This window comes from Pseudomonas sp. S1(2024) (assembly GCF_046557535.1).
Genome location: NZ_JBKGFP010000061.1, coordinates 131,288 through 141,336, shown reverse-complemented (window position 1 = coordinate 141,336; position 10,049 = coordinate 131,288). Strand labels below are relative to the sequence as shown.

The 10,049-nt window shown below is 63.0% G+C and carries 7 protein-coding genes; 6 read left to right on the top strand and 1 reads right to left on the bottom strand.

Annotation, left to right across the window (positions count from 1 at the left end; genetic code table 11):
• The 4 genes from ACLCGK_RS17190 to ACLCGK_RS17175 form a co-directional block, all read left to right on the top strand.
• On the top strand, positions 1 to 2,528 hold a 2,528-nt coding region (locus ACLCGK_RS17190), incomplete at its 5' end, for an Ig-like domain-containing protein (protein ID WP_410952520.1).
• Positions 2,528 to 3,799, top strand: coding sequence for a TolC family protein (locus tag ACLCGK_RS17185; RefSeq protein ID WP_410952519.1), 1,272 nt, complete (start codon positions 2,528 to 2,530; stop codon positions 3,797 to 3,799). The genes ACLCGK_RS17190 and ACLCGK_RS17185, both read left to right, overlap by 1 nt.
• On the top strand, positions 3,789 to 5,951 hold the full coding sequence (locus ACLCGK_RS17180; protein ID WP_410952518.1) for a type I secretion system permease/ATPase: 2,163 nt from the start codon (positions 3,789 to 3,791) through the stop codon (positions 5,949 to 5,951). The genes ACLCGK_RS17185 and ACLCGK_RS17180 overlap by 11 nt, the downstream gene beginning before the upstream one ends.
• The gene (locus ACLCGK_RS17175) at positions 5,941 to 7,128 is read left to right on the top strand and encodes an HlyD family efflux transporter periplasmic adaptor subunit (protein ID WP_410952517.1); all 1,188 of its coding nucleotides are present in this window, start codon (positions 5,941 to 5,943) and stop codon (positions 7,126 to 7,128) included. Before ACLCGK_RS17180 ends, ACLCGK_RS17175 begins: the two co-directional genes overlap by 11 nt.
• Before the next feature lie 9 nt (positions 7,129 to 7,137).
• Here the strand turns inward: ACLCGK_RS17175 and ACLCGK_RS17170 are convergent, their stop codons facing one another.
• Complete coding sequence (locus ACLCGK_RS17170; protein WP_410952516.1) at positions 7,138 to 7,995, bottom strand: LysR family transcriptional regulator; 858 nt, start codon at positions 7,993 to 7,995, stop codon at positions 7,138 to 7,140.
• 90 nt (positions 7,996 to 8,085) lie between these two features.
• Here ACLCGK_RS17170 and ACLCGK_RS17165 point away from each other — a divergent pair, with 90 nt between their 5' ends.
• Together ACLCGK_RS17165 and ACLCGK_RS17160 are read left to right on the top strand one after the other, a co-directional pair.
• The gene (locus tag ACLCGK_RS17165; RefSeq protein WP_023660900.1) at positions 8,086 to 8,499 is read left to right on the top strand and encodes a VOC family protein; all 414 of its coding nucleotides are present in this window, start codon (positions 8,086 to 8,088) and stop codon (positions 8,497 to 8,499) included.
• Between the two features lie 27 nt (positions 8,500 to 8,526).
• Complete coding sequence (locus ACLCGK_RS17160) at positions 8,527 to 9,795, top strand: cation:dicarboxylate symporter family transporter (protein WP_410952515.1); 1,269 nt, start codon at positions 8,527 to 8,529, stop codon at positions 9,793 to 9,795.
• Positions 9,796 to 10,049: the final 254 nt, after the last annotated feature.

Sequence of the window (10,049 nt, the reverse complement as noted above, 5' to 3'; positions counted from 1 at the left end):
CGGTGATCAACGCCGTGGCCCAGGACGCGGCCAGCAATACCAGCGGGCCGACCAGCGTCACCGTTGACGCCATCGCCCCGGCCGCACCCATCATCGACCCGAGCAACGGGGTGGTGATCAGTGGTACAGCTGAAGCAGGCGCCACCGTGACCCTGACCGATGGCAGCGGCAATCCGATCGGCCAGATCACCGCCGACGGCAGCGGCAACTGGAGCTTCACCCCCGGCACGCCGCTGGCCAACGGTACGGTGATCAACGCCGTGGCCCAGGACGCGACCGGCAACACCAGCGCGCCGTCGAGCACCACGGTGGACTCGGTGGCTCCGGCCGCGCCGGTGGTCGACCCGAGCAACGGCAGCGAAATCAGCGGTACCGCTGAAGCCGGCGCCAGGGTGATCCTCACCGACGGCAGCGGCAACCCGATCGGCCAGACCATCGCCGACGGCAGCGGCAACTGGGCCTTCACGCCTGCGACCCCGCTGGCCAATGGCACGGTGATCAACGCCGTGGCCCAGGACCCGGCCGGCAATACCAGCGGGCCGACCAGCGCCACCGTTGACGCCGTCGCCCCGGCCGCGCCGACTATCGAGCCGAGCAATGGTGCAGTCCTCACGGGTACCGCTGAGCCCGGCGCCACCGTCATCCTCACTGACGGTGGCGGCAACCCGATCGGCCAGACGACCGCCGACGGCAGTGGCGATTGGAGCTTCACCCCGGTTACTCCGCTGGCCAACGGCACGGTGGTCAACGCCGTGGCCGAGGACGCCGCCGGCAATACCAGTGGCCCGGCGAGTACGACGGTCGACTCGGTGGCACCATCGGCGCCGCTGCTGAGCATCAGTGCCGACGGTGCGCTGCTCACCGGTACCGCCGAGCCGAACAGCCAGGTGCGCATCGTGGTCGACGGCGATACCGCCAACCCGATCACGGTGAATGTCGACGGCAGCGGCAGCTTCAGCCTGCCGTTCGCGCCACCCCTGATCACCGGCGAGCTGATCGCCGGGGTCGCGGTGGATGCTGCCGGCAACCTCAGCGGCCCGGCGACGATCAACGCGCCAGACCTGGCGCCGCCGACCATCAGCGTACCGGAGGCCGCTGATACCTGGATCAACGCTGCCGAGATCAGCGACGGCATTCAGGTCGATGTGGCGATCCGTCCGACCCTGCAGGTCGGCCAGGTGATCACCGTCGCGTTCGCCGGGCAGAACGGTTATGAGACGCAGGTAACGCACACCATCACTGCCGGCGACATCCTGGCCGGCAGCGTCACCGTGACCATACCCCCTGGCGATGGCATGGGGCCGTTCCCGGAGGGCGCCTCGACCGTCACCGCCGATATCAATGGCGGTATCGCGTCGAACCCGGTGCCGTTCACCGTCGACACCATTCCGCCTGCAACACCGGTGCTGTCGCTGGTTGGCAGCATCCTGACCATCTCCACCGATCCGGGCACCGAGCTGACGGTCACCGTGGACGTCGGCGGGGTCACTGCCACCGCCACGGTAACTGCCGACAACAGCGGGCTGGCTTCGCTGAACCTGCTCTCCGACCTGGACATCGACCTTACCCTGGACCAACTGCTCAATGCTCAAGTCTCCGTGATCGGTGAGGACCCGGCCGGCAACCCGAGCAATGTGGCGACCATCGGCGTCGGCAGCAGCATCGAGCAGCCAGTGACCATCGGCAACTTCGGCGTCGATGTCAGCCTCAACCCGCTGAACCCGAGGTTCGGTTTCAGCGGCACTACCGAACCGGACTCCAGCGTGGTGATCCGTGTCATCACCCCGGCGCTGAACGTTGAGTTACTGCCGATCCAGGCAGACAGTGCCGGTAACTTCTCGCTTAACCTGCTGAGCCCGACCGTCCTCACCCAGCTGGGGCTGAACATCACCGATATCCTCAACCTCGGTTCGCAGATCTCGTTCAACATCGTCGCCACCGACACCAACGGCAACGACAGCTCGGCATACGGCATCACCCTGACCCCTAACGGGCTGTCGCTGAATATCGGCCAGATCGATGTCAACGGTACTGCCGGGGACGATGTCATGTCCGGGGCGAGCGGTAGTTCGGAGCACATCAACGGAGGTGATGGCAACGACCTGATCTTCAACGTGGGGACCGGCGATCACGTAGTGGCCGGCAACGGCAACGATGCGATCCAGATCACTGCGACCGACTTCATCAGCATCGACGGCGGCGGGGGCTTCGACACCCTGATCCTGGCCGACGGCATCGACCTCGACTACAACGCCGTCGGCGTTGGCACGCTCTCCAACATCGAGCGTATCGACCTCGGCAAGGGCGACTCGGGGAGCGTGCTGACCCTGACTGCGGCAGAGGTGGACGCCATCACCGATGGCAACAACATCCTGCAGATCACCGGCGAGAACAACGACACCCTCAATGTGGTGGGTGCCGTGAACACCGGGACCACCCAGCAGGTCAACGGCATTACTTACGATGTCTACAACTTTGGCAGCAGTACCCTGCTGATCGAGGACAACACGGTACAGGTCGTGGTCTGATGCGCGGCCTGTCCGTGCTCAAGGGAAGGCGCCGCAGCGCGGGAGCCCTGTGGCTCCTGTGCCTCGGGCTGCCGTTGTCCGCCCCGGCCATCCCTCTCGACCAGGCGGTGCGGGCGGGGTTGGCGATTCACCCCCAGGTGCGTTCGGCGATGGCTGAGGCGGATCGTGCGGGCACCGAGGTGGAGATCGCCAAGGGTGGCTATTACCCCTCCGTCACTATGTCTGGGGGGCCGCAGGAGTTCGACGTTGGCGAGGTTGTCTACGACGTCACCGTATCGCAGATGCTGTATGACTGGGGACGGGTGACGAGCAAGGTCGACAGCGCCAGCGCAACCCGGCGCAAGCTGTCCGAGGCGGTGCTGGTGGCGCGCGACGATGCTGCACTGGATATCGTCGAGACCTACCTCGACGTGCTTGCCTCGGAGCGCCGGGTGGAGACGGTGCGCCAGCACATCCAGCGTCTGGACGGCATCCGCGAGATGACCCAGGCGCGCGGCAGCGACGGTTACGCCGACCGCAGCGAACTGGACCGCGCCAACCTCGAACTGTCGCGTGCCCAGGAACAGCTGTCGCTGGAGAAGGGCAACCTGCAGGACGCGCGCAACCAGTACGCGATCCTGGTTGGCCAGGACCCCTCCGAACTGGTCGAGCCCGAGCCGATGTCGCTGCAGCGCTACCTGGCTGCCAGCGACGTGGCGCGGGTGATCCGCGAGTCGCCGTTGCAGCGCAAGGCGTTGGAGGACGCCAATGTCGCCGAGGCGCAAGTCCGCGAGGCCAAGGCTTCGCTGCTGCCGCAATTGAACCTGGAGGCCTCCGCGCTGCGCCGGGAGATCGGTGGTCGCCCGGAAAGCGACTCGGTGATGTCGCTGCGCTTTCGCATGGACACCTTCCAGGGGCTTTCCAACTTCCGTCGGCCGACGGCTGCGCAACAGCGCCTGGAGTCGGCGCAATGGACGGCCGATGCGATGCAGCGTGACATCCGCCGGCAGCTGCAGACGCTGTTCGACAACGGTGACACGCTGCGCTGGCGGGAACAGTCGCTGAGCCAGCAGGTGACGGAGTCGGAACAGGTCGGCGAGCTGTACCGCGAGCAGTTCGAGGTCGGCCGGCGCGACGTGATCGACTTGCTCAACGTGCAGCGCGAACGTTTCGAGGCCGAGCGACAATTGATCAATCTGCACATCGAGCGCAAGCGCATCGAGTACCGGGCGGCCGCGCAAGTCGGGCTGTTGGGGGCATTACTGGAGAATCGGTTGAATCATGGAAGTTGAACAATCCCCGGATAATGTCGTGACCCTGAACCACGACGACCCGCTGCGCCAGGGCCTGCTGCTGCTGTGCCGGCAACTGGGCCGGCCGCTGGGCGACGCCGAGCTGGTCGACGGCCTGGCGCTGGAGCACGGACGCCTGCCGCTGCGCCTGGTCGCCCGCGCCCTGCGTCGCGCCGACATCACTGCCAGGGTCGCGGAGCTGCCGTTGCGGCAGATGGACGCCTACCTGCTGCCGGCCCTGCTGTTGCTCGACGATGGCCGCAGCCTACTGCTGGTTGGCATCGAGGGTGAGCAGTACGAGGTGCTGGTGCCGCAGAGCGACGGCGGCCGTGAGTGCATGGCGCTGCCCGCGCTGGAGGCGCTTTACAGCGGCATGGCGGTGTTTGCCAAGTGCCGCTACCGCCCCGACGGGCGGGTTGGCGACTACGCCAGCGGCCTGCCGGAACACTGGTTCTTCGGGCCGCTCAAGCGGCTCTGGCGCTCCTACGCGGAAGTCACGGCGGCGGCCCTGGTGGCCAACGTCCTGGCCGTCGCCTCGGCGCTGTTCGCCATGCAGGTGTACGACCGCGTGGTGCCCAACGCGGCCTTCGATACCCTGTGGATACTCGCCAGCGGCGTGGCCCTGGCAATCATCGTCGACGGGGTATTGCGGATCCTTCGCGGGCACCTGCTGAACGTACTTGGCAAGCGCCTGGACCTGCAATTGTCGAGCCTGCTGTTCTCACGTGTGCTGAGCACCCGGATCGCCGCCAAACCGGCGTCGATGGGGGCGTTCAGCACCCAGGTGCGTGAGTTCGAGTCGGTCCGCGAGTTCTTCACCTCGTCCAGTGCCGCGCTGATCAGCGACCTGCCGTTCGTGGTGATCTTCCTGTTGATCATCGCCGTGATCGGTGGCCATGTGGTCTGGGTTCCGCTGGTGGCCTGCGTGTTGATGCTGCTGCCGGGGTTGCTGACCCAGCGCCTGCTGGGGCACCTGTCGCGGCAGAACCTGCGCGAGGGGGCGATGAAGAACAGCGTGCTGCTGGAAGCCTTCGAACACCTGGAGACGGTCAAGGCCGCGCGTGCCGAAGGCCGCTGCCGCCAGCAGTGGGAGACGCTCACCGGGGAACTGGCCGGTACTGCGATGAAGACCCATACCCTGGCTTCGACCCTCAGCTACTCGGCCAGTATCGTCCAGCAGCTGTGCTATGTCGGGGTGGTGGTGTTCGGCGTCTACCGGATAAGCGACGGGGCGATGACCGTCGGTGCCCTGGTGGCTTGTTCGATCCTTGCCTCGCGGGCCATCGCACCCTTGTCCCAGGCTGCCGCCATCCTCGGCCGCTGGCAGCACACCAAGGTGGCCCTGGAGGGCCTCGACCAGTTGATGTCGGCCGAGCAGGAGCGTCCCGTCGGCAAGCGCTTCGTGCACCGCGAGCGGCTCCACGGGCATTACCGCCTCGAGGCGCTGCGCCTGGCCCACGGCGACAGCCCGCCGGTGGTCGACGTACAGGCGCTGAGCATCCAGGCCGGCGAGCGGGTGGCGCTGCTCGGCGGCAACGGTGCCGGCAAGTCGACCCTGTTGCGGCTGCTCAGTGGCCTGCTCGACGCGCAATCCGGCCGGCTGTTGCTGGACGACATCGCCCTGAGCCAGATCGACCCGGCCGACCGCCAGCGCGGCATCGGCTACTTGCCACAGGACGTGGCGCTGTTCCACGGCAGCCTGCGCGAAAACCTCAACCTGGCGAACGCTGCGTTGGGCGACGAGGAATTGCTGGACGCCCTCGATGGCGTGGGGCTGGGCACTTTCGTACGCGCCCACCCGCTGGGCCTGGACATGCCGATCCAGGGCAACGCCAGCCTCTCCGGCGGCCAGCGTCAGGCGGTCGGGTTGGCCCGGGTACTGCTACAGGACCCGCCGATCCTGTTGCTCGACGAGCCGACCGCGGCCTTTGACCAAAACAGCGAGAAACAGGTTATCGACTACCTGCAGAAGTGGCTTGGCCGGCGCACCTTGATCATCACCACCCACAAGAAAAGCGTGCTGGCGCTGGTGGACCGTGCGGTGGTGCTGCGCAACGGCCAGGTGATCATGGACGGCCCGCTGAACCAGGTGGTGCTGGGCAACCAGGTGCAGGCGCCGCAGGTCGCCGAAGGAGCTGGCCATGGCAACTGAAAAAAATTCAGTAGTGTTGCGCCGGCAACTGGCCGACCCCTTGCTGGCGACCACTCACCCGGTCTATCGCCCGCTGCTCTGGACCCTGCTCGGCAGCGTCGTGCTGTTCGTCGCCTGGGCCGCCTGGGCAGAGCTCGATGAGGTGACGCGCGGTGACGGGCGCGTGGTGCCGTTCAGCCGCATCCAGAAGATCCAGAGCCTGGAAGGGGGCATTCTCGACCGTCTGCTGGTGCAGGAGGGCGACCTGGTAGAGGTTGGCCAGCCGCTGTTGCGCCTCGACGAGACGCGCTTTCTCACCAATTTCCAGGAGTCGGCCAACCAGGCCGGCGTGCTGCGGGCGGCCATCGCCCGGCTGGACGCCGAGGTGCTGGGCAAGGCGGCCATCGAATTTTCCCCGGATATCGACCCGCAGGGGCCGCTGGCGCGTTCCGAGCGGGAGCTGTTCAAGTCGCGGCGGGACAAGCTGCTCGAAGGTAGCCAGGCGATCCAGAGGCAGATCAGCCTGGCCCAGAGCCAGCTCGACCTGGTCCGCCCGCTGGTGGCCAAGCGTGCGGTGAGCCAGATGGAGGCGCTGCGGCTGAGCCAGGACATCGCTACCCTCAACGGTAAGCTGACCGAGCTGAAGAGTAGCTACTTCCAGGATGCCTATACCGAACGCTCACAGCGCAAGGCCGACCTCAGTGCCCTGGAGCCGATCGTCCAGCAGCGCCAGGATCAACTGCGCCGTACCGGGATCGTTTCGCCGGTGCGTGGGCGGGTGAACACCGTGCTGATCAACACCCGTGGCGGGGTGATCCAGCCCGGCGAAGCGATCATGGAAGTGATCCCGGTGGAGGACCGCCTGCTGGTCGAGGCCAGGATCAAGCCGCGCGACGTGGCCTTCCTGGTGCCGGGCATGCCGGCCAAGGTGAAGATCACTGCCTACGACTTCAGCATCTATGGCGACCTCAAGGGCACCCTGGAGCAGATCAGTGCCGACACCATCGAGGAGGACACGCCCCATGGCAAGGAGTCGTACTACCAGGTGCTGATCCGCACTGACGGCAGCCAGCTCAAACGCGGCGAGGAGGTGCTGCCGATCATCCCCGGCATGGTTGCCGAGGTGGATATCCTCAGCGGCAAGCGCAGCGTGCTCAATTATTTGCTGCGCCCGCTGATCAAGGCCCGTCTGTACTGAGCTGGAGCGTCAGGGCATCAGTACGGATGCCAGCAGCTTGATTGCCGACGTGCGGTGATGGCCGGCACTGTAGGCCAGCACTATGTCGCGGCAGTACCTTGGTTCTTCGCTCAGAATCCGGGCGTTTGGCGATTGCTCCAGCAATGACGGCCATTGCGGTACCAAGGAAACGCCTTGCCCCAGCGACACCAGCAGGCTGATGGCCTCGAGCGCATCCAGGTCGCAAGCCACGCTTGGCGCGAGACCCAGATCGTCCAGATAGCGCTGGGTTATCAGGCCGCCCCAGGAATCGACGGCATATCGGATATAGGGCCCGGTGGCCAGCATTGCCTGCGCTTCAGCCCGGGAGGCTGTGGCAGGTGCCAACAAGCACAGCGGTTCGCTGCGCAACGTGAGCATTCTCAACGATTTTGCTGTCTTGAAGGGTGGCGTAACCAGAATTGCCGCATCCAGTTCCTGATTGATCAGCTTGTCATGGAGCAATTTGGAGTCACCGGGCGTGATGGTGAGCTTGAGGTTGGGCGCGGAGGATGACAACTGCTCCAGTGCTGCCGGTACAAGGCCGGTGAGTGCAGTTGATATGGCGCCAATGCGCAGTTCCCCGGTCAGCGTGTCGGTGTTCAGGTCATTCCTGAGCTGACTGGCATGTTCGACAATGCAACGTATACGTGGCATCAATACCAGCAGCTTGTCTGTCGGCCTGATCGCATGGGCCTCTCTATTGAAGAGTGCACAGCCCAGGTGTTTCTCCATATTGCGAATACGCAAACTTATTGCGGCGGCTGAAACATTTGCTTTCTTTGCCGCACCCGCAATGGAGCCGCATTCGACAACGGATATGAGGCTTTCCAGATTTTGAATGTCCATAAGTAATGCTTATGCTCAGGCCAAGTGTCAGTTGGTGTACATGGATGCCGGGCGGTGTGAGGATAGTGGCTCCGTTCGAGGAGTACCATCATGTTGACACCCTTTCATGTTGCTTATCATGTCAGCGATCTGGATGTGGCAAGAAAATTCTATAAAGAAGTTCTTGGTTGCGTCGAGGGACGTAGCACTGAGACCTGGGTAGACTTCGAGTTTTTTGGTCACCAAATATCTCTGCATGTGGGCAAGCCCTTTGAAACCAGCCGCACTGGCAAGGTCGGCCCGCACCTTGTATTGATGCCTCATATCGGAGTGATATTGCCTCTGGAGCGATGGCAGGCCTTGGCTAAGCGCCTTGAAATTCTGGGCGTGCAGTTCGAAATCCCGCCGGTTGTTCGTTTTGAGGGTGAGCCTGGCGAACAAAGGACAATGTTTTTCCTGGATCCCAGTGGTAACCCGATCGAGATCAAGGGGTTCAAGAACTTTCGTGCAATCTTTGCTTCCTAGTGTTTTATAAAAACAGAGATCAATCCCGTGAGAATAAAAATAAATCTAATCACGCAAATTGCAATTGGTCTGGCTGTCGGTATATGCGTTGGCCTGCTATTGAATCATTTTCCAGATTACAAGGGCTGGTGGATCGAGCAAGTGCTGCAACCGGCGGGTGATGCGTTCATAAAACTGATGAAAATGATCATCGTGCCGCTGGTGTTTTCCTGCATGGTGGTAGGCATAGCCGGCTCCGGCAAGCGCGCCCTGGGGCGGGTGGGAACAAAGAGCCTTGTCTATTTCTTTGCCGTGACCGGGGTCGCAATCATTTTCGGCTTGTTGGTCGGTAACGTGCTCCAGCCAGGCGCCGGTGCGGGGTTCGCCGTTACACCGGCGAGTGGGGCAGTGCCTCCTGTGCAAAATGCTTCGGCAGGGCTCGGCAAGGTACTCTTGGGCATCATTCCTGATAATGTAGTGGCGGCAATGGCGGAGGCTAAGCTGTTATCGGTACTGTTCTTCGCAATCTTGTTCGGGGTGGCACTGTCTACGCTGGATGAACCCAGGAAACAGCCGTTGGTTGCAGTGCTGCAGACGGTAGTGGATACCATGTTCAAGGTCACTCATATGGTCATGGCCTACTCACCGATCGGCATCTTTGCCCTGATAGCTGTCACGGTGTCGACCTTCGGGATTGATTCACTGCTGCCGTTGGCAAAACTGATAGCCATTACTTATGTTGCGGTACTGTTCTTTGCAATTGTCGTGCTGGGCCTTGTTGCCAGGGCTGTTGGCGAGAATATCTTCGAGATCATCAAGGCCTTCAAGGGTGAACTGATACTGGCGTTCAGCAGCGCGAGTTCTGCCACCGTCATGCCGCAATTGATGGCCAAGACCGAAGCACGGGGTGTACCGCGTACGATCACTTCGCTGGTGATCCCGTTGGGCTATTCATTCAACCTGGATGGCGCGTCGCTGTTTGCGGGCCTGGGTACGCTGTTTATCGCGCAGGCCTACAATATTGAACTGGCCTTGGCAGACCAGGTCATGCTGGTATTCATCATGGTATTGACGTCCAAAGGCGCTGCCGGAGTGCCCGGGTTCATGTTTGTCATTCTCACCGCAACCCTGACGGCGGCAGGTTTGCCTTTGGAAGGCGTGGCCTTGATTGCAGGGGTGTATCGATTGATGGACATGCCCGTTACGGCACTGAACGTACTCGGCAATGCGCTGGCGCCGATCGTGGTCGCAAAATGGGAAAGCCGCGCTGGAACATTACCGGCTGATGTCGTGGTTATGGAGCAATCATCTCGATAGCAGATGGGCAGGCTCGTTCAGCCAGGCGTTTGGAACGGGAATTGCTGCATCCCTGAAAACCTGCTCATTTGGGGATACGGCCATGTTTCCAGAAGATCTGTACTTCATGTTTCTCTACGCCGTTGCCGTGTTGGCTCTCGATGTGGCAGCCATCATGCTCTATCGGAGTGCCAAGCCCTGACCCGGGTTTGGGGACTTCCACCCTGAACCGGGTTTTGGTCTACAGTGCTGGGACGTCTTCCGTGTAAGGAAAC